The 19,728-nt window shown below is 69.7% G+C and carries 17 protein-coding genes; 15 read left to right on the top strand and 2 right to left on the bottom strand.

The window, feature by feature from the left end; all coding sequences use genetic code 11:
* Window positions 1–224 precede the first annotated feature (224 nt).
* Window positions 225–1,661 (top strand): family 43 glycosylhydrolase, encoded by a 1,437-nt coding sequence (locus ACZ5VQ_RS07540; RefSeq protein ID WP_469104567.1) that lies wholly within the window; start codon window positions 225–227, stop codon window positions 1,659–1,661.
* A 114-nt stretch (window positions 1,662–1,775) separates the two neighbouring features.
* Window positions 1,776–3,200, top strand: coding sequence for a family 43 glycosylhydrolase (locus ACZ5VQ_RS07535; protein WP_469104566.1), 1,425 nt, complete (start codon window positions 1,776–1,778; stop codon window positions 3,198–3,200).
* Between the two features lie 70 nt (window positions 3,201–3,270).
* Here ACZ5VQ_RS07535 and ACZ5VQ_RS07530 read toward each other — a convergent pair whose 3' ends face one another.
* Window positions 3,271–4,701 carry a sensor histidine kinase gene (locus ACZ5VQ_RS07530; protein ID WP_469104101.1) on the bottom strand — a complete coding sequence of 477 codons (1,431 nt, stop codon included), beginning with the start codon at window positions 4,699–4,701 and terminating at the stop codon, window positions 3,271–3,273.
* Entirely contained in the window at window positions 4,698–5,396 is a 699-nt protein-coding gene (locus ACZ5VQ_RS07525; protein WP_362072657.1) for a response regulator transcription factor, read from the bottom strand. The genes ACZ5VQ_RS07530 and ACZ5VQ_RS07525 overlap by 4 nt, the downstream gene beginning before the upstream one ends.
* Window positions 5,397–5,603: 207 nt before the next feature.
* On the opposite strand from ACZ5VQ_RS07525, the gene ACZ5VQ_RS07520 reads away from it, so the two are divergent.
* The 13 genes from ACZ5VQ_RS07520 (at window position 5,604) to ACZ5VQ_RS07460 (ending at window position 19,707) form a co-directional block, all read left to right on the top strand.
* Complete coding sequence (locus tag ACZ5VQ_RS07520) at window positions 5,604–6,890, top strand: ferredoxin reductase family protein (protein WP_469104565.1); 1,287 nt, start codon at window positions 5,604–5,606, stop codon at window positions 6,888–6,890.
* Between the two features lie 10 nt (window positions 6,891–6,900).
* The gene (locus ACZ5VQ_RS07515) at window positions 6,901–7,632 is read left to right on the top strand and encodes an FMN-binding protein (RefSeq protein WP_469104100.1); all 732 of its coding nucleotides are present in this window, start codon (window positions 6,901–6,903) and stop codon (window positions 7,630–7,632) included.
* Window positions 7,633–7,655: 23 nt separating this feature from the next.
* Window positions 7,656–8,387 carry an FAD:protein FMN transferase gene (locus tag ACZ5VQ_RS07510; protein ID WP_469104564.1) on the top strand — a complete coding sequence of 244 codons (732 nt, stop codon included), beginning with the start codon at window positions 7,656–7,658 and terminating at the stop codon, window positions 8,385–8,387.
* A gap of 162 nt (window positions 8,388–8,549) precedes the next feature.
* Complete coding sequence (locus ACZ5VQ_RS07505; protein WP_143634567.1) at window positions 8,550–9,200, top strand: GntR family transcriptional regulator; 651 nt, start codon at window positions 8,550–8,552, stop codon at window positions 9,198–9,200.
* A 48-nt stretch (window positions 9,201–9,248) separates the two neighbouring features.
* Window positions 9,249–10,022 (top strand): PIG-L deacetylase family protein, encoded by a 774-nt coding sequence (locus tag ACZ5VQ_RS07500; protein ID WP_469104099.1) that lies wholly within the window; start codon window positions 9,249–9,251, stop codon window positions 10,020–10,022.
* Window positions 10,019–10,747 (top strand): 4-carboxy-4-hydroxy-2-oxoadipate aldolase/oxaloacetate decarboxylase, encoded by a 729-nt coding sequence (locus ACZ5VQ_RS07495; RefSeq protein ID WP_469104098.1) that lies wholly within the window; start codon window positions 10,019–10,021, stop codon window positions 10,745–10,747. Before ACZ5VQ_RS07500 ends, ACZ5VQ_RS07495 begins: the two co-directional genes overlap by 4 nt.
* Window positions 10,748–10,852: 105 nt before the next feature.
* Window positions 10,853–11,977 carry a 4-oxalomesaconate tautomerase gene (locus tag ACZ5VQ_RS07490; RefSeq protein WP_469104097.1) on the top strand — a complete coding sequence of 375 codons (1,125 nt, stop codon included), beginning with the start codon at window positions 10,853–10,855 and terminating at the stop codon, window positions 11,975–11,977.
* Window positions 11,978–11,986: 9 nt separating this feature from the next.
* Complete coding sequence (locus tag ACZ5VQ_RS07485) at window positions 11,987–12,937, top strand: catechol 2,3-dioxygenase (protein WP_469104096.1); 951 nt, start codon at window positions 11,987–11,989, stop codon at window positions 12,935–12,937.
* A 222-nt stretch (window positions 12,938–13,159) separates the two neighbouring features.
* Window positions 13,160–14,485, top strand: a complete 1,326-nt coding sequence (locus ACZ5VQ_RS07480; RefSeq protein WP_469104095.1) for an MFS transporter — start codon at window positions 13,160–13,162, stop codon at window positions 14,483–14,485.
* Between the two features lie 691 nt (window positions 14,486–15,176).
* Window positions 15,177–16,199 carry a LacI family DNA-binding transcriptional regulator gene (locus tag ACZ5VQ_RS07475; protein ID WP_469104563.1) on the top strand — a complete coding sequence of 341 codons (1,023 nt, stop codon included), beginning with the start codon at window positions 15,177–15,179 and terminating at the stop codon, window positions 16,197–16,199.
* Between the two features lie 209 nt (window positions 16,200–16,408).
* Window positions 16,409–17,749: an ABC transporter substrate-binding protein gene (locus ACZ5VQ_RS07470; protein ID WP_469104094.1), complete on the top strand. Its 1,341-nt coding sequence runs from the start codon at window positions 16,409–16,411 to the stop codon at window positions 17,747–17,749.
* Between the two features lie 144 nt (window positions 17,750–17,893).
* Window positions 17,894–18,835 carry a carbohydrate ABC transporter permease gene (locus ACZ5VQ_RS07465; RefSeq protein ID WP_469104093.1) on the top strand — a complete coding sequence of 314 codons (942 nt, stop codon included), beginning with the start codon at window positions 17,894–17,896 and terminating at the stop codon, window positions 18,833–18,835.
* Window positions 18,832–19,707, top strand: a complete 876-nt coding sequence (locus ACZ5VQ_RS07460; RefSeq protein WP_469104092.1) for a carbohydrate ABC transporter permease — start codon at window positions 18,832–18,834, stop codon at window positions 19,705–19,707. Before ACZ5VQ_RS07465 ends, ACZ5VQ_RS07460 begins: the two co-directional genes overlap by 4 nt.
* Window positions 19,708–19,728 lie beyond the last annotated feature (21 nt).

Here is a 19,728-nt window from a genome sequence, read left to right as displayed (position 1 = left end):
CTTCGCGCAACATCCATAGGTCCGCGTGGCGTTCGTGGTTTTACGTCACGGAAAGCCGAACGGAACCAAACGCGTCAGAAGCGTTGACGCGTACCCCGTGCGTACTTATCTTCTGGTCGAAGTTACGCACGCCGTACGGGATTTCGAACGACGTGTTCATCGGAAGGGGACTCACCGTGTTCCGTGCCCGTCACTGGTGCACCCTCGTGGCAGCGCTGCTCGTGATGCTCGCCTCCGTCGCCACGCAGCCCGCCACGGCCGCGGAGGGGCGGCCGTACACGAACCCCGTCAAGGCGCAGAAGGGTGCCGACCCCTGGCTGGAGTACTACAACGGCAACTACTACCTGGTCACCACGTCGTTCACCGGTGTGCTGACCATGCGGAAGTCGCCGACCCTGGCCGGTCTGTCGGTGGCCCCCAGTGTCCAGGTGTGGAGTGACACGACCTCCACCCGCAACACCAACTTCTGGGCCCCCGAACTGCACTTCGTCGACGGGCACTGGTACCTGTACTACTCCGCGGGGCAGAGCGGCGTCGCCTGCTGCGACTCCCAGCGCACCTACGTCCTGGAGAGCGCGGGCACCGATCCGATGGGCCCGTACACCTTCAAGAACCAGCTCACCGGCTCCAACCTCACTCCCGGCGGCTGGCTCATCGACGCCAGCGTCCTGCGGCACAACGGGAATCTGTACCTGCTGGGCAGCGGCTTCATCAACGGCAGTACGCAGAGCCTGGTCATCGCGCCGATGAGCAACCCGTACACGCTGAGCAGCTCCACCTTCAGCGTCATCTCCAGCCCGACGCTGAGCTGGGAGACCTCGGGCGGCGCCGTCAACGAGGGGCCCGAGCCGCTGTACCACGACGGCCGCACCTTCCTGACCTTCTCCGCCAGCCACTGCCAGACCGCGGACTACAAGCTCGGCCAGCTCGAACTGACCGGCAGCAACCCGCTGTTGGCGTCCGCCTGGACGAAGAAGCAGACCCCCGTCTTCCAACGCAACGACGCGGCCGGCGTCTACGGCCCCGGCCACAACGGGTTCTTCACCTCGCCCGACGGCACCGAGAACTGGATCGTCTACCACGGCAACAACACCGCGAACGGCGGCTGCGGCAACGGCCGGACCACTCGCGCCCAGAAGTTCACCTGGAACTCGGACGGCACACCGAACTTCGGCACCCCGGCCGCCCTCGGCACCACGCTCCCCGGCCCGGCAGGGGAGACCGCGGCGACCCCGACCGCGTACACGCTGGTGAACCGCAACAGCGGCAAGTGCCTGGACGTGGCCGGTGGCAGCACCGCGGACGGCGCCAACATCTTCCAGTGGACCTGCAACGGCGGTACCAACCAGAAGTGGCGGATCGAGGACCAGGGCAACGACACCAGCCGGCTGGTCAACGTGGCCACCGGCAAGGTCATGGACACCGCCGGCTGCGCCGCCGCGGACGGTACCGACATCGCCCAGTGGTCCTGGCTGAACAACAACTGCCAGAAGTACCGCCTCGTGTACACGGCCACCGGTGACTACGTGCGGATCGTCAACGAGAGCACCGGCAAGGTCGCCGACGTCGCCAACTGCGGTACGGGCGACGGCGTCGACGTGCGCCAGTGGACCTGGCTCAACAACACCTGCCAGCAGTGGCAGTTCAAGCCCACGACGTGACCGGCGCGCATCCGGCTCGACGGGCTCGACCGACGCGTTCGAGACGCACGTGATCGAGACGGATTCGACTTCGACGTGATCGAGAGGAACTCAGTGAGACGCACGATCGCAAGGGTGGTCACGGCGCTGCTCGTCACCCTGGCCGCCCTGACCTCCGGCATCGCCGAGGCCGCCGCCCCCGCCTCGCCCGCCGTCACCTTCACCAACCCCGTCGCCGAACAGCGCGCCGACCCGCACATCTTCAAACACACCGACGGCTACTACTACTTCACCGCCACCGTGCCCGCGTACGACAGGATCGTCATGCGGCGGGCCACCACCCTCCAGGGCCTGTCCACCGCCACCGAGACGACGATCTGGACGAAGCACGCCAGCGGTGAGATGGGCGCGCACATCTGGGCGCCGGAGATCCACTTCATCGACGGCAAGTGGTACGTCTACTTCGCCGCCGGTACCTCCAACGATATCTGGAAGATCCGGCCCTACGTACTGGAGACCAGCGCCGCCAACCCGCTGACCGGGACCTGGACCGAGAAGGGCCGCATCGCCCTGCCGCTGGACACCTTTTCGCTCGACGCGACGACCTTCACCGTGGGCGGCACCCGCTATCTGAGCTGGGCGCAGAACGACCCGGCGGTCGGCAGCGGAACCAGCATCTACCTCGCCCCGATGTCCAACCCCTGGACCATCAGCGGCACTCCGGCGCGCATCTCCACCCCGACGCTCTCCTGGGAGATCGTCGGCCACCGCGTCAACGAAGGACCGGCCGTCATCCAGCGGAACGGCAAGGTCTTCATGACCTTCTCCGCCAGCGCCACCGACGCCAACTACTGCCTCGGCCTGCTGACCGCCAACTCCACCGCCGACCTGATGAACCCGGCCTCCTGGACGAAGACCCAGACCCCGGTCTTCAGGAGCAACGACGCGACCGGCCAGTACGGCCCCGGCCACAACACCTTCACCACGTCCGAGGACGGAAAGTCCGACATCCTCGTCTACCACGACCGCAACTACAAGGACATCAGCGGCGACCCCCTCAACGACCCCAACCGCCGTACCCGCTACCAGAAGCTGTACTGGAACGCCGACGGCACGCCCAACCTCGGCATCCCCGTGGCCGACGGTGTCACCCCGGTCCGCTTCTCCTCGTACAACTTCCCCGACCGGTTCATCCGGCACTGGGAGTACCGGGCGAAGATCGAGCCGAACGTCACCAACCTCGCCGACTCGCAGTTCCGTGTGGTGACCGGTCTGGCCGGTACCGGGACCGTCTCCCTGGAGTCGGCGAACTTCCCGGGTTACTACCTCCGCCACCGGAGCAACGGTGAGGTCTGGGTGGACAAGAGCGACGGGAGCACGACCTTCAGGAGCGACGCGAGCTTCTACCGGCGGGCGGGGCTGGCCGACGCGTCCGCGGGCGTTTCGTTCGAGTCGTACAACGTCGCGGGCAGCTACATCCGGCACTACAACTATCTGCTCGTGACGCAGCCGGCCGACACGACGACGGCCAAGGCCGACGCCACGTTCTACGCCGAGTAGGCGGGGGGCTTGCCCCGTGGGGCGCCGGGTGCGGGTCGGCTGTGGCTGGTCGCGCAGTTCCCCGCGCCCCTTACGGGGCCAGAGGGAGCTTCATCGTGAACGTCGTCGCGCCCGGGCGGCTCGTCAGGGTGATGGTGCCGCCGTGGGCCTGGACCAGGGAGCGGGCGACCGCGAGGCCAAGGCCGCTGCCTCCGCGGTCGCGGCTGCGGGCCTTGTCGATGCGGAAGAAGCGGTCGAAGACGCGCTCCTGGTCGGCGGCCGGAATGCCGGGACCGGAGTCGGTGACCCGGACGACCGCCGCGCCGGACTCGACGGACACCTCCACGGACACCTCCGTACCGGCCGGGGTGTGCACGGCCGCGTTGGTGAGGAGGTTGTCCAGGACCTGGCGGATGCGCAGGGCGTCGAGGCGCAGCCGCACAGGACCGGGACCGGCCGTCACGGCCAGCGGATGGTCCGGGCGGGCCGCGCGGAACGCCTCCGCGGCCTGGCGCACCAGCTCCGCCAGATCCGCGTCCTCCAACCGCACCGGTGCCTCCACCTCGGCGGCGTCCAGCCGGGCGAGCAGCAGCAGATCGTCCAGGAGTATGCCCATCCTGGCCGCCTCGGCACGCAGCCGGGCCAGGTGCTTCTCCCGTTCCTCGGGCTCGTTGGCCGCCGCGTACTGGAAGAGGTCCGCGTAGCCGCGTACCGACATCAGGGGTGTACGGAGCTCGTGCGAGGCGTCCGCGACGAACCGGCGCAGCCGCTGCTCGGCCTCCGTGCGGACGGCCAGCGAGTCGTCGATGTGCTCCAGCATGGTGTTGAAGGCGGTCCGCAGCTCCTCGACCTCCGGGCCGCCGTTCCCGCGGTCGGCGCGCACCGGCAGCCGCGCCGAGTCGGTGAAGTCGTGCGAGGTGATGCCGCGGGCCGTGTGCGCCATGTCGCTGAGCGGCTTCAGACCCCGCCGCAGCACGGCACGGCCGAACACCACGAGCCCCACAAGCGCCAGGGCGAAGGCGACGACCTGGACCGTGGCCAGCTGGTCCATGGTGTCCTCGATGTCGTCCATGGGCGCCGCGGTGACCAGGACCACCCCGGGTTCGGGCTCGCAGGCACGCAGCCGGTATGTGCCCTCCCCCTTGATGTGCGCGGTGCGGAAGACGGGGTCGTCTCCCGTGTCCCGTACCGCCTCGGCGACGACGGCGAGCTCGTCGGCGTCCGCCGGCACGTCGGCAGGCTCGCGGAGTACGGCCGAGTCGGCCGAGACCTCGAACGAGGCGGTGTACCAGCCGTAGTACGGCTTTCCCTGCACGGTGCCGTACGCTTCGACGTCCTTGGACTGGGTGAGCTGGACGAGCTTCATCTGGTCGTTGAGCTGGCGCTCCAGATAGTCCCGCATGTACATCGACAGCGCCGCCCCGACGACGGCGAACACGACCAGCGAGAGCACGCCCATACCGAGGGCGAGCCGGGTGCCCAGCCGCAGTCTGCGATAGGTCTCCCTGAAGCGGCGGATCACTCGGCGACCTGCCGCACCACGTATCCGACGCCCCGAACGGTGTGGATGAGCGGCGCCTCGTCCTCGTCGTTGCCGTCGAGCTTGCGGCGCAGCCGGCTGATGACCAGCTCCACCACGTTGGACCGGCCGCCGAAGCCGTACTCCCAGACGTGGTCGAGGATCTGCGCCTTGGTGAGCACGGTCGGCGACTTCCGCATCAGATAGCGGAGCACCTCGTACTCGGTCGGGGTGAGCGTCAGCAGCCGGTCGCCGCGGCGCACCTCGCGGGTGTCCTCGTCCATGGTCAGGTCCGCGACGCTCAGCACCGACCGCTGGAATGCCGGTCCCGCGCTGCGGCGCAGCACGGTCCGCAGCCGGGCCATGAGCTCCTCCACCGCGAACGGCTTCACCAGGTAGTCGTCGCCGCCCCTGGTCAGGCCCGCGACCCGGTCGGCCACGCCGTCCCGCGCGGTCAGGAACACCACGGGCACCATCGTCCCGGACAGCCGCAGCCGGTCGAGCACGGCGAAGCCGTCGAGTCCGGGCAGCATCAGGTCGAGCACCACGATGTCCGGATGGAAGTCCGCGGCCCGGTGCAGCGCCTCCTCGCCGGAGTTCGCGGTCACCGCCTCCCAGCCCTCGTAGCGGGCGACCGTCGCGACCAGGTCGGCGATGGGCGGGTCGTCGTCCACGACGAGAAGTCGTACTTTTTCCACGTGCCCATAGTGCTTCACGTGCCTCGTGACGCCATAGTCGCGGGCCTGTCTACTTCATATCGATAAAAACTTGAAAGTTGAGCGACAGGAAAACGACAGCACCCGGAAGGCAGGCTCGGAGTCCCAGGACCCGATCAAGGAGTTGCCGACCCCGTGACTACTGTCCAGACGACCGTTCCCCCACCTCCCGCGGCGGTGCGTCCCAAGGTGGTGGCCCGCGCCGGCCTGTACGGCGTGCTGGCCGTGAACGTAGCCGTGGTGACCGTGTTCTTCGTCCAGGCCGGGTTCGCCTCGAACGCCCTCATCGTCATCGGCCGGCTCCTCGGCCTGTACGGCGCGCTCCTGATGGCATTCCAACTGCTGCTGGTCGCCCGGCTGCCCTGGCTCGACCGCCGCATCGGCATGGACCGGCTGACCTCCTGGCACCGCTGGGTCGGCTTCGGCCTGCTGTGGACGCTGCTGGGCCACGCCGTGTTCATCACCTTCGGCTACGCCGACTCCTCCGGCATGGATCCGGTGAGTCAGCTGGTGGACCTCGCCGAGACCGTCGAGGGCGTGCTGCGCGCCGTCGTCGCGCTGGTGCTGATCCTCGTGATCGGCGGCGTCTCGGCCCGCTACGCCCGCCGAAGGCTGGCCTACGAGACCTGGCACTTCATTCACCTCTACACGTACCTCGCGGTCGTGCTGGCCTTCACGCACCAGGTCGCGGTGGGTACGTCCTTCACCGCGTCGTCCTTCGCGACGGCGTACTGGTACGGCGTGTGGGGCGTGGCGCTCGGCGCGGTCGCCCTGGGCCGGCTCGTGCTGCCGCTGTGGCGGAACATGCGCCACCAGCTGCGGGTGTCGGCCGTGGTGCCCGAGTCCGACAACGTCGTGTCGATCTATATGACGGGGCGCGACCTGGACCGGCTGCCGGCGCGCGCGGGCCAGTTCTTCCTGTGGCGGTTCCTGACCAAGGACAGGTGGTGGCAGGCCAACCCGTTCTCGCTGTCGGCGGCACCGGACGGCCGGACACTGCGGCTCACCGCCAAGACGGCGGGCGACGGCACCGCGGCCCTGCGGCACCTGAAGGTGGGCACGCGGGTCTTCGCCGAGGGCCCGTACGGCGCCTTCACCGCGATGCACCGCACCCGGCCGGAGTCCGTACTCATCGCCGGCGGTGTCGGCGTCACCCCCATCCGGGCCCTGCTGGAGGAGGTGGAAGGGCACGCCGTGGTCATCTACCGCGTGGCATCGGACCGGGACGCGGTCCTCTACGACGAGCTGCGGGAACTCGCCCGGGACAAGGGCGCCGAGCTGCACCTGGTGTCCGGGCCGGTCAGCCCCGACAAGCTGGCGCCGCACGAGCTCGTACGGCTCGTGCCGGACATCGGTGACCGGGACGTCTTCCTGTGCGGACCGCCTCCGATGATGAACGCGGTGCTGGGCAGCCTGCGCGAGCTGAACGTGCCCAAGCAGCAGATCCACTTCGAGCGCTTCAGCCTGGCGGGATGAGAGAGACACCGTGAAACGAGCCATTCCTGTCCTGGTCCTGACCGTCGCGGGTCTCATCCCGGTGTGGCGCTACGCGCCCTCGACCGACACGTCGTCCACCACCGAGGTCGCCGAACCCGCCTCGACACCGTCCACGTCCTCTTCGGGGGGTACCTCGAACCAGGTCGTCGCCGGTTCGACCATCAAGACCGAGAAGGGTCCCGTACAGGTCGAGGTGACCTTCGACGGCGACAAGATCAGCTCCGTACGGATGCTGCAGCAGCCGAACCACCCGCAGACCAAGGCGGCGGTTCCGAAGCTGATCGCGGAGACGCTGGAGGCGCAGAGTTCCGACATCGACGCGGTGTCCGGTGCCACGATCACCAGTGAGGGGTACGTCGAGTCCCTCCAGGCCGCCATCGACGCGAAGCCGGCGACTTCCTCGTCGTCCTCGTCCTCGTCCTCTTCTTCGTCTTCGCCCTCGCCGTCCGCCTCGGCCGCCGCTTCCCAGGTCGTCGCGGGTTCGGCCGTCGACACGGAGAAGGGCACCGTGCAGGTGGAGGTGACCTTCGAGGGCGACAAGATCGACGCGGTACGGATGCTGCAGCAGCCGAACCACCCGCAGACGAAGGCCGCCGTGCCGAAGCTGATCGCGGAGACGTTGGAGGCGCAGAGTTCCGACATCGACGCCGTCTCGGGCGCCACGATCACGAGCGAGGGGTACGTCGAGTCCCTCCAGGCCGCCATCGACGCGAAGGGCTGATCGTGATGTCAACGGCTGAGGAAGTGCGCCGCGTCGAGCACATCATGGGGCTGCCGATCTCCCTGCGGATCGACGACCCCGCCACCGACGGGGGCGCGCCCGTGGCCGCGGACCGGGTCTTCGCGTGGCTGCGCGAGGTCGACGCGCGGTTCAGCCCCTTCATCGCCGACAGCGAGGTGTCCCGGCTGGGCCGGGGAGAGCTCGAATCCCACGAGCTCAGCGCGGACCTCGTCGAGGTGCTCGACCTGTGCGAGGAGTACCGGGTCGCGAGCGGGGGCGCGTTCCAGGTGCGGCTGCCCGGCCGCGGCCTCGACCCCTGCGCGATGGTCAAGGGCTGGGCGGTGCAGCGGGCGGCCGAACTGCTGCTCGCCGAGGGCGTCACGACGTTCTGTCTGAACGCCGGCGGCGATGTGGTCTCCGCCGGCCGTCCGTGGCGGGTGGGCGTGCGTCACCCGGAACAGGCCGACCGGCTGTGCGCGGTCCTGGAGATCACCGACGGCGCGGTGGCGACCTCCGGGCGGTACGAGCGCGGTGACCACATCCTCGACGGCCGCACCGGGCGTCCGGCGACCGGGCTGCTCAGCCTGACCGTCGTGGCCCCTTCCCTGACCGAGGCGGACGCGACGGCGACCGCGGCGTTCGCGATGGGCGCGGACGGGATCGACTGGGCCGCCGCGCGCGAAGGCTGCGAGGTGTTCGCCGTGGACGCCGAGCGCCGCGTCTTCCGCACGTCGGGGTTCCCTGTCGCTGCCTGAGCGCGGGAGACCCCTCGTACGAACTCCTTAGGGCCCTGGTATCCGCAACTGCGGATACCAGGGCCCTTGTTGGTATGGCCGCACCACATGGAGAACAAAATTGTTGACAATCTTGTTCGTCTAGATTTAGGTTCGACACGCACTCACTCAGGGAGAGCACACATGCCGAAACAAGCCCGTCCGAGCACTGGGGAGCAGGCCAGGCAGCACGCGCTCGCGCAGCTGCGGCAGGCGATCCTGCGTGGCGAGATGGCACCGGCCCAGCGGCTGGTGGAGAACGAACTCGCCGAGCAGTTCGGTGTGACACGGGCCAGTGTGCGGGCGGCACTGATCGAGCTGGAGTCGGAGGGTCTGGTCGAGCGGATCCGCAACCGCGGTTCGCGGGTGCGGGTGGTGACCGTGGAGGAAGCGGTCGCCATCACCGAGTGCCGCATGGCCCTCGAAGGGCTGTGCGCGGCCAAGGCGGCCGTCGCGGTCACGGACGAACAGCTGACCCGGCTGGTCGACGTGGGCGAGGCGATGTCCAAGGCCGTCGCCGACGGCGAGCCGGTGACCTACTCCGACCTCAACCACGAACTGCACGCCCTCATCAGGCAGTTCTCCGGCCAGCAGACGGCCGTGGAACTGCTGGAGCGGCTCAACGGGCAGCTGGTGCGCCACCGTTTCCAGCTCGCGCTGCGACCGGGGCGGCCCCAGAAGTCCCTGGGTGAGCATCTGGCCATGATCGAGGCGATCAGGGCCCGGGACCCGCAGGCGGCCGAAGCGGCCGTCCGCGCCCACCTTTCGGGTGTGATCGACGCGTTGCGCGAGTGACACCGCGGGGGTGGGCCAACCGGCTTGTCCACCAAGGAGATTGCAACAATGACGCATGGCAATGCGGCCGGTACGTCACCACCGTCGACGCCCCCCACCCCACGATCCACGCTCGTCATCACCGCGCACGCCGGGGACTTCGTGTGGCGGGCGGGTGGAGCCGTCGCCCTCGCCGCCTCGCGTGGCGAGAAGGTCACCATCGCGTGCCTGACCTACGGCGAGCGCGGTGAGTCCGCGAAGGCATGGCGCGAGGGCAGGTCGCTGGAGGAGATCAAGGAGATGCGCCGCGCGGAGGCCGAGGCCGCCGCCGCCGCTCTCGGCGCCGAGGTCGTCTTCTTCGACGCAGGCGACTATCCCCTGACCATCACCCCCGAGCTGACGGACCGGCTGGTGGCCGTCTACCGCGAGGCGCAGCCCGACGTCGTCCTTACCCACCCGCTCGACGACCCGTACAACGGCGACCATCCGGCGGCTGCCCGGATGGCCCTGGACGCGCGGGTGCTCGCCCAGGCCATCGGCTACCCGGCCGAGGGGGAGATCATCGGCGCCCCGCCGGTGTTCTTCTTCGAGCCGCACCAGCCCGAGATGTGCGGCTTCAAGCCGGAGGTCCTCCTCGACATCTCCGAGGTGTGGGAGACCAAGCGCAAGGCCATGGAGTGCCTGGCCGCCCAACGGCACCTGTGGGACTACTACACCGACCTGGCCGTCCGCCGCGGTGTGCAGCTCAAGCGCAACGCGGGCCCCAACCTCGGTCTGCCGCACACCACTTACGCCGAGGCGTACATGCGCCCGTATCCGCAGGTCACGGGGGAGCTGGCATGAGCGGCCTGATCGTCACCAACCCACCGAAGGCCGCCGAGAAGGACGTCGAGGCGCTCTCCGCGTACGGCGTGGCGACCGTCCACGAAGCCCTCGGCCGCACCGGCCTCCTCGGCAGCGACCTGCGCCCGGTCCAGCAGGGCGTACGGGTCGCGGGCACCGCCGTCACCGTGCTGAGCTGGCCCGGCGACAACCTCATGATCCACGCGGCGGTGGAGCAGTGCGGCGAGGGCGACATCCTCGTCGTCACCACCACCTCGCCCTCCACGGACGGCATGTTCGGCGAACTCTTCGCCACCGCCCTGCAACGCCGGGGCGTCCGCGGCCTGGTGACCGGTGCCGGAGTGCGCGACACCGAGGAGCTGCGCGCGATGGGCTTCCCCGTCTGGGCGGCGGCCGTCTCCGCGCAGGGCACCGTGAAGGCCACCGGCGGATCGGTCAACGTCCCGGTGGTACTCGGCGGACAGAGCGTCCGGCCGGGCGATGTGATCCTCGCCGACGACGACGGCGTGATGGTCGTCCCGCGTGAGCGGTCCGCCGAGGCCGTCGACGCGTCCGCCGCGCGCACCGCTAAGGAGGAGGCGACACGCGCCGCCTTCACCGAGGGCCAACTCGGCCTGGACCGCTACGGGTTGCGCGAGACGCTCGTACGACTCGGCGTGCGCTACCAGTCGTACGAGGAGTACCGGCGGGAGCGGCGGGACCTGTGTGACGGGGCCGGGACGTGACCGGGCACAGGAATGGAGCCGGGCTGTGACCGGGCACCGGGCCGGAGTGGGCTCGTGACCGGGGCCGGGCCCGGGTCCGGGCCCGGACACGAGGAGGTGCGCTGCATGCTCATGCGCGGCGGAACCTCCAAGGGCGCCTACTTCCTGGCCGGGGACCTGCCCGCCGAACCCGCCCCGCGCGACGACCTGTTGCTGCGCGTCATGGGCAGCCCCGACCCGCGCCAGATCGACGGCCTGGGAGGGGCGCACCCCCTGACCAGCAAGGTGGCCGTGGTGTCCGCCTCGACCGACCCCGAGGCGGACGTCGACTACCTGTTCCTCCAAGTCGGCGTCGACACACCGGAGGTGAGTGGCCGTCAGAACTGCGGAAACCTCCTCGCCGGGGTCGGCCCGTTCGCTGTCGAACGCGGACTGGTCGCCGCCGGAGAGGGCCGTACGTCGGTGCGGATCCGCATGCTCAACACCGGGGACCTCGCCGTCGCGTCCTTCTCCACCCCGGAGGGGCGCGTCGACTACACCGGTTCCGCCGAGATCTCCGGGGTGCCGGGAGCCGCGGCGCCGGTGGTCATCGAGTTCCCGCAGGGTGGCAGCCCGTTGCTGCCGACCGGCCGGGTGCGTGACCTCGTCGCCGACGTACCGGTCACCTGCGTGGACAACGGCATGCCGACCGTGCTGATCGCAGCGTCCTCGCTGGGTGTCACCGGCTACGAGACCCCCACCGACCTGGAGGCGGACCAGACCCTCGCGGAACGGCTCCGGGAGATCCGGCTGGAGGCCGGAAAGCTGATGGGGCTCGGCGACGTCGAAGGCACCACCGTGCCCAAACTCAGCTTGCTGGCACCGCCGTTGGACGGTGGCGCGGTCATGACCCGCACCTTCATCCCGGTGCGCTGCCATACGTCGATCGGGGTCCTGGGCGCCGCGAGCGTCGCCGCCGGACTGCGGATCGAGGGCGGCGTCGGCCAGACGGTCGCACGTCTGCCGGCCCACGGGGACCAGGTGCGCATCGAGCACCCCACAGGATTCCTCGACATAGAAACGACCCTCGCGTACGACATACCGGGCGCTGAACCGGGCGCTGAACCGGGCGCCGCAACGAGTGCTGCTGCTTCGGGCGCTGCCCCGAGCGCCGTCCCGGTGGCCCGGCGCACCGCCGTCGTCCGCACCGCACGCAAGATCTTCGACGGCACGGTCTTCCCCCGGCCGGCCGGAGCCGCACAACACCCCTGAGGAGGCCCCATGGCCCCGCCGCTCGGCGACATCGCCCACCTCGGGCACGTCGAACTGCTCACCCCCGACCTGGACGCCAGCGTCCGGTTCTTCACCGACTACCTCGGCCTGACCGAGAACGGCCGCTCCGGAGACTCCGTATACCTGCGGACCTGGGACGACTACGAGCACCACAGCGTGACCCTGACCGCCCACACCACGTCCGGAATCCGCCGCACCGCCCTGCGCGCCTCCAGCGAGGAAGCTCTCCAGCGCCGGGTGAAGGAGACCGAGAACGCCGGCCGCCCAGGCCGCTGGGTCGAGGACGAGCCGGGCATCGGCCCGCTGTACGTCACCACCGACCCCGACGGCCATGAACTCGCCCTCTACTGGGAGAGCGAGTGGTACCAGGCTCCGGACGAGCTGAAGCCCGGCCTGAAGAACCAGCCGCAGGCCAAGCCCGGCCACGGCGTGGGCGTACGACGCCTGGACCACGTGAACTTCCTCGCCGCCGATGTCGAGCCCAACGGAAACTTTGTCCACGAGGTGCTCGGCGCCCGTCCCACCGAGCAGATCCGGCTCGACAGCGGGAGGATCGCCGCCCAGTGGCTGACCTTCAGCAGCAAGTCGTACGACATCGTCTACACCGAGGACTGGACCGGCTCCAACGGACGCCTGCACCACATCGCGTTCGCCACGGACACGCGTGAGGACATCCTGCGGGCCGCCGATCTCGCCCTGGACACCGGCGTGTTCATCGAGACGGGCCCGCACAAGCACGCCATCCAGCAGACGTTCTTCCTGTACGTCTACGAGCCCGGCGGCAACCGTGTCGAGCTGTGCAACCCGCTCACCCGACTCGTCCTGGCGCCCGACTGGCCGCTGATCACCTGGACCGAGGAGGAGCGGAAGAAGGGGCAGGCCTGGGGGCTGAAGACCATCGAGTCCTTCCACACCCACGGAACGCCGCCGGTCGGCTGACACCGGCATCCCCACCGCGCGGACGGCACACCACCGCTGTGTGCCGTCCCGGTGTCCCACCCGCTTCCTATGATTGTTGACAAAAACGTTGACAATCGCCACGGCGGATTTCTAGCGTCATGCGCGTCAGGGGACCGGCCGCCGTACGAACCGCTCGGGCCGCCGCACCCCGCCTCCCCGATCCCCTCCAGGCGCATGACTCCTGGACGAGAGGAAACAACGATGTCCTCCTCCTTCGCCCTGTCCGCCCGTGGCGGCAAGCTGGCGGCGCTGGCCGTCGGTCTGTGCTGGCTGGCCGTGCTCTTCGACGGTCTCGACATGTTCATCTACGGCTCGGTGCTGCCGCACATGCTGGCGGAGAAGGCCCTCGGCATCACTCCGGACCGGGCCGGTGACCTGGGTAGTTACGCCACCTTCGGCATGCTGGTCGGTGCTCTGACCGCGGGGACGGTCGCCGACCGCGTCGGCCGCAAGAAGCTGATGATCGCCTGCGTCACGCTCTTCTCGCTGGCCTCCGGCCTGTGCGCGATGTCGGGCAGCGTCGCGGTCTTCGGCCTCGGCCGCACCCTCGCCGGAGTCGGTCTCGGCGGACTGCTGCCCACCGCGATCAGCATGGTCTCCGACTACGCCCCGCGCGGCCGCACCGCCCTCACCATCGGCATGCTGATGACCGCCCACCACGCCGGCGGCATCCTCTCCGCGTACGTGGCCCTGTGGATCGTGGAGCCCCTCGGCTGGCGCGCCGCCTTCTGGGTCTGTGTGGCCCCGATGCTCTTCGTCCCGGTGCTCGCCAGGTTCATGCCCGAATCGCTGAGCTTCCTGGTCGCCAAGGGCCGTACCGAGGAGGCCCGCGAGCTGGCCGGCCGCTTCGAGGTCCAACTGCCCGCCGCGGCCGGGAAGAAGGCCCCCGCCGACCGCTGGAACTCCCTCGTCAACCTGTTCCGCGGCGGCGAGTGGACCCAGACCCTGCTGTACTGGCTGGCCTCCTTCGGCGGGCTCCTGCTCGTCTACGGCGTCGCCACCTGGCTGCCCACCCTGATGCGCAGCGAGGGCTACGAACTGGGCTCCGCGCTCACCTTCGTCGTCCTCTTCAACCTCGGCGGCATCGTGGGCATGCTCGTCGCGGGCCGGGCCGCCGACCGGTTCGGGGCGCCGCGCATCTCGTCGGTCTGGTTCGCACTGACCGCCGCCGGAGTCTTCCTGCTCAGCGTCCACATGCCGCTCGCGGTGACGTTCACGGTGGTCTTCCTCACCGGCGTGTTCCTCAACAGCGCCCAGACCATGATCTACGCGACGGTCTCGATCCGCTCCACCCCCGACAACCGCGCCACCGCTGTCGGCTGGACCTCCGGTCTGGGCCGCTTCGGCGCCGTGTTCGGCCCGTGGCTCGGCGGCCAACTGCTCGCCGCCGACAACGGGGACTGGGGCTTCACCGCCTTCGCGATCGCGGGCCTGTCGTCGATGGTCTTCATCGGTATCGCCGCCCTGCGCAGCTCGCGACAGACGCCGCAGGGCAGCGCGCAGCAGGAGCTGATCGCCAGCGGCTGACCCACCACGGGGACATGCTCCTGGGCCAGCCACGGGGATGGGCCTGGGCCAGCCACGGGGGGCCTGGGTCGGCCACGGGGGATGGGCCTGGGCCGGGTTCGAGGGCGACGCCGGCCCTGGAATGTATCGACATCCACCTGGACAGAACCGCGAACGTGGCTGCGCAACCCCCGGGGACAGGAGCCCGAGGCCGATCAGGCTCGCGCTCACCAGGGCGGTCACAGCTCCGCCGAGTGGTCTCATGCGTCGCATCGATCCCTGCTTCCTGTTGACGTGCCGGGCATGAACAACCAGGAGGAGAGGTTCGGGCTCGCTCCACCGACACCGGTCGCCTGATCTGACTGCACTGCACTGGACTGGACTGCACTCGGCGGGACCGGGCGGGACCGCGGGGTCTGCGGCCGTGGAGAAGTGGGGGCCCGAGACCGTCCGACAAGGTCGGCGCGGCTCTCGGACACCCCCGCCTCCCTCCCCTCCGGCACTGGTTCCGCCCGGAGTATTGACTCGCGTGCCCGCGCTGTGAACACTGGCCTGACTACGCAGTCATCCCGATCCTCGCGTCATCACGCGCCAGATTGACTACGTAGTCAACGCCGACGAACACCGGACGAGAACAAGGAGGGTCATGGCCACCACCGGCACCGAGCCGTCGTCCTCCGGTCCCGGACGCCGCCGGCGCGGCCCCGGGATGATGGAGGTGGCCCGCGCCGCGGGTGTCTCCCAGAAGACCGTGTCCCGTGTCGTCAACGGCGAGCCCCACGTCAGCGCCGACGTCCGCGACCGCGTACTCGGCGTCATCCGCGAACTGGACTACCGTCCCAACAACGCGGCCCGCGCCCTGCTGATGGGCAGGTACCGGCGGATCGGCGTGGTCTCGCTCGGCAGCGCGCTCTACGGCCCGTCGACCCAGCTCATCGACCTGGAGCGGGCCATGCACCGGGTGGGCTACTCGTTCGCCGTGGCCAGCACCCTGGAAGGCCAGGGCGGCGCCGGAATCGCGGCGGCCGTGGAATCCCTGCTGGAACAGGGCGTCGACGGGATCGTCCTGTCGGAGCCCATCGACGACGGCACGCCCCTGCGACTGAGCGCGGACGTACCGGTGGTGAGCCTGGGCGAGGGCGTGCACCTGGCCGACGCGCCCAGCACCGTGGTCCGAGCCGACGGAGTCTCCGCGGCACGGATCGCCACACAGCACCTGCTGGCGCTCGGACACCGCACGGTCTGGCACATCCCCGGCCCACAGGACTGGTGGACCGCCCGCGACCGGCTCCGCGGCTGGCGCGAGGCGCTGGCCGCCGCCGGAGCCCCCGAACCACCACTGCCCGCGGACGGCGACTGGACCCCGGCCTCGGGCTACGCGGCCGCGCAATCGCTGGCCCAAATCCCCGACCTGACCGCCGTGTTCGCCGCAAACGACGACATGGCCCTCGGCGCGCTGCGCGCCTTCGCCGAGGCCGGACGTGCCGTACCCGCCGAGGTGAGCGTGGTCGGCTTCGACGACATCCCCGCCGCGCCCTATCTCTCCCCGCCGCTGACCACCGTCCGTCAGGACTTCGCCGCCGTCGCGACCCGCGCCGTCGACGTCCTGGTCGCCATGATCGAGGGCAGGCCCCACCCGGCCGAACCCGTCGACCTGGCAGTCGAGTTGACCGTACGCGACTCCACCGCACTGCCCCCCGGCCGACCGATCTCATCGCATCTCCCGGCCCGCTGACCGATCTCGTCGCAACCCCTGGCCCGCTGACCGATCTCGTCGCACCGCCCGCCAGCTGACCGACCCCACCCGCTCGAACCGCCGAACCGCCGAACCGTCGGCGGGACGGCCGACCTCGCCGTCGGCCGGATCCGCCCTGCCCGCGTGTGCCCGGACCGGGACGTCCGTCGTACGCGCACCCCGTAGCCGCACCACGTGAGGAGTCACGTGTGTACACCCCACCGCCCCTGCCGCGCCGCACCCTGCTGCGTGGCGCCCTAGGCCTGGGCACGGCCGCCGCGCTCGCCGCCTGCGGCCGTGACAGCACCACCGCCCGCACCTCCGGAGACGTGAACCTCGCGCTGTGGACCCACGACCCGGGATACGAGGCCTTCTTCCGCAAGGGCATTCCGGAGGCCGACGGGCTCACCGACTTCCGCTACCACCTGACGGTCACCCGCGCCGGACCGGCCGACATCGTCACCAAGCTGCTCGCCCAGGCCGTCGCCGGACGCGGCACACCGGACATGGCGGGCTTCGAGATCGGCAGCTTCCCGCGCATGCTGCGGGGCGACATCTCCGAGCGGCTGCTGCACGACTTCACGCCCGGCATCGCCGCCGTGCCCGGACTGAAGGAAGACCTGCTGCCGGCCCGAACCGCCCCCTACAGCAAGGACGGCAGGGTCTACGCCCTCGACTCGGACACCCCCATGGTCGTCTACTACTACCGCGACGACCTGTTCACGAAGTACGGGCTGGCGAAGGACACCCCGACCTGGGAGGAGTTCGCCGAACTCGGCGCCCGCGTGCACAAGGACCACGACGCCTCGCTCTGCGTCGTCAGCACCAACGGCAGCGACACGGCGCAGATCGTGCAGTCCTTCCAGATGCTCCTCTACCAGCGCGGCGGCGCCTTCTTCGACGCCGACCAGCAGCTGGTGCTCGACTCCGCCGAGGCCGAGGAGGTCCTGGGCTTCCTCTGCGAGGGGCTGCGCAGCGGCTTCGTCATCGACATCTCCGACTACTACGGCGCCGCGATGCAGACCGCCCTGAAACAGGGCAGGGTCATCGGCCTGCCCATGGCCATCTGGTACAAGAGCTACGGCCTCGTGCCCAACGTGCCCGAGCAGAAGGGCAAGTGGCGGGTCCGCGCGATGCCGCGCTTCGCCGAGGGCGGCGGGACGACGGCGGCCCTCGGTGGCACCGGCTTCGGGGTCATCAAGAACAAGGCCAACACACAGGCAGCCACGGACTTCCTTCTCAACACCTGGCTCACACATGAGGGCCAGGTCCGGCGGTTCATCGAGACGGGCTATCTGCCCACGCGGCGGTCCGTGTTCGAGGATCCGCAACTCAGAGGTCTCAAGGACGACTTCTGTGGCGGGCAGCGGCTGTTCGGTCTCTATCGGGACCTTCTTCCGGATGTGCCTCCGCAGCACACGAGTCCCGACCAGTCGATTCTCTTCGACGTGCTCGCCGGGAATCTGCTCCGGGCCTATCGCGGAGACGTCAGTCCGCGGGGCGCTCTGCGGCGGACCGCGGAGGAGTTCCGCGACCAAGCGGGCCGTTAGGGCTCTGTCGTCGGGTTGGTCGCGGGCCGGTTGCGGCCGGTCGCGCCCACGCGGCGGAGCCGTATATCGACACCGCCCCGCGCCCCTTGAACGGGGCGCGCCTCTCGCATCCGGAATTCATCAGTACGGCCAGGAGAGTTGTCCATGACCATCGCCATCGCCGATCCGGCCGGCAGCGCTCGTGAACGCACGGGTGCGCGCCGGGCCGCTCCCCGTCTCAAGCAGTCCCGCGCGCCCTACCTCTTCATCGCCCCCTTCTACGTCCTCTATGTGCTCTTCATGCTGGTGCCCGTCCTGGTGTCGCTCTGGCTGAGTCTCACCGAGTGGGTGGGCCTCGGTACTCCGCACTGGGTGGGGCTGCGGAACTACCGGCTCCTCGCCACAGACGTCAGCTTTCACCGGGCCCTGGGCAACACGGGCGTGTTCGTGCTGATCGCGGTCTTCGTCGTCGTGCCGCTCGCGCTGCTGATCGCGCAGGCCCTCAACACCCGTGGTCTGCGGGTGCGCGACCTGTGGCGCACCGCCTACTTCGTGCCGATCGTCGTCTCGCCGATCATCGTGGCGCTCATCTTCGGGCTGATCTTCGACCGGCAGTTCGGGCTGCTGAACTCCGTCCTGCGGGCCCTGTTCGGCACCGGAGGCGTCGACTGGCTCGGCGATCCGGACCTGGCCAGGGTGAGCATCGGACTCGTGATGCTGTGGCGCTGGACCGGCTACCTCACCGTTTTCTTCCTCGCCGGACTCCAGGCCGTACCGAAGGAGTTGTACGAGGCGGCCGCCCTCGACGGCGCCGGACGCATCCGCACCTTCACCACCGTCACGCTCCCGGCGCTGAAACCGGTGACCGCCTTCGTGGTCGTCACGTCCTTCATCGGCGCCGCGCAGATCTTCGAGGAGCCGTATCTGCTGACCGGCGGCGGACCGGCCGAGAGCACCCTGTCGGTGACGATGTTCATCTACCGGGCTGCCTTCCAGCGCCAGCAGTTCGGGTACGCGGCCGCCGCGGCCGTCGTGTTGTTCGTCCTCGTCTTCGGGCTCAGCCAGCTCTTCAACCGTCTGCTCGGCATCGGGAGGGCGACCTCATGAGCGCGACCACTTCCGCCACCTCCGTACGCGCTTCCGTACGCTCCTCCGCGGGCGCCAGGAGCCGCCGCGGCCTGCTCTACCTGACGCTGGTCCTGCTGCTGCTCGCCTTCCTGGCCCCGCTGGTGTGGGCGCTGAGCGGGTCGTTCAAGCCGCGCGGCGACATCTTCGCGTACCCGCCGAAGCTGGTTCCGGATCCCTTCACCCTGCACAACTACCGTGCGCTGATCGAGGATCAGCCCTTCGCGCGCTGGTTCGTGATGAGCACGGTGGTCGCCGTCGTCGCCACCGTCGTGTCGGTCTTCGTCTGCGCCCTGGCCGGCTACGGCTTCGCCAAGTTCCGGTTCGCGGGCAAGAGGCTGCTGTTCGGCGTGATGTTCAGCTCGCTGTCCATTCCGTTCGCGGTGATCCTCGTGCCGCTGTTCGTGATCCTGGTCAAGACCGGGCTCGGCAGCCCTGGGTTCGCGCTGATCGTGCCGTGGGTGGCGCCCGCGTTCGGGATCTTCATGATGCAGCAGTACATCGTGCAGTCCGTCCCCGACTCGGTCCTGGAGGCCGCCCGCATCGACGGCGCGAGCGAGTTCGGCATCTTCCGGCGGATCGTGCTGCCCCTGTTGCGGCCCTCGCTCGGCGCCCTCGCCGTATGGACCTTCCTGCAGAGCTACAACAGCTTCCTGTGGCCGCTGGTCCTGGTCTCCGACAGCTCGCAGTACACGCTGCCGCTGGGCCTGCAGACCCTCTTCGTCTCGGAGCAGCGGCAGTACGACCTGGTGATGGCCGGTGCCGTGCTGGCCGTCCTGCCCGCCGTCGCCCTCTTCGTGCTGCTGCGCAAACAGCTCCTCGAAGGCCTTTCCACGGGTGCCGTCAAAGGCTGACGCACCCTCATGTCCCGCAAA

This window comes from Streptomyces sp. NPDC033178 (assembly GCF_055577685.1).
This window is presented reverse-complemented; position numbering and strand designations above follow the sequence as displayed.